Annotated in this window: 1 protein-coding gene; it reads right to left on the bottom strand. The window is 58.8% G+C overall.

Annotated elements, in window-relative coordinates:
• Positions 1-232, bottom strand: a 232-nt coding sequence (locus SB756_RS32150) for a hypothetical protein (protein ID WP_410913512.1), incomplete at its 3' end; no start/stop codon positions are given.
• Positions 233-257 lie beyond the last annotated feature (25 nt).

Below are 257 nucleotides of genomic sequence, written 5' to 3'. Positions count from 1 at the left end.
CATCCATTGCACGATGAACCTGTGAAACACTAAAACCGCTTGAGATGCCACCAACCAACAGCCCCATCTCGCGGTCCAGTGGGGCAGATGCTCCCGACCTGGCCAATCGATCCAATCGGCTGGTGTTCCAGAGAATTCCCCAGTAATCGGAGCTGCACTCCACCGAGAAATACACGACATCATGCATACCCCCGGTGGCGTCACGCAGCGGCAGCACGATGGCGTCCGGCACGCAGTCCGAGTCCATGATGGTGGCC

Origin of the sequence: Pseudomonas sp. SIMBA_068 (assembly GCF_046534705.1) — a bacterium.
GTDB lineage: Bacteria > Pseudomonadota > Gammaproteobacteria > Pseudomonadales > Pseudomonadaceae > Aquipseudomonas > Aquipseudomonas putida.
Note: the sequence above shows the minus strand (reverse complement) of the source record. Positions and strands in the feature narration are given on the sequence as shown.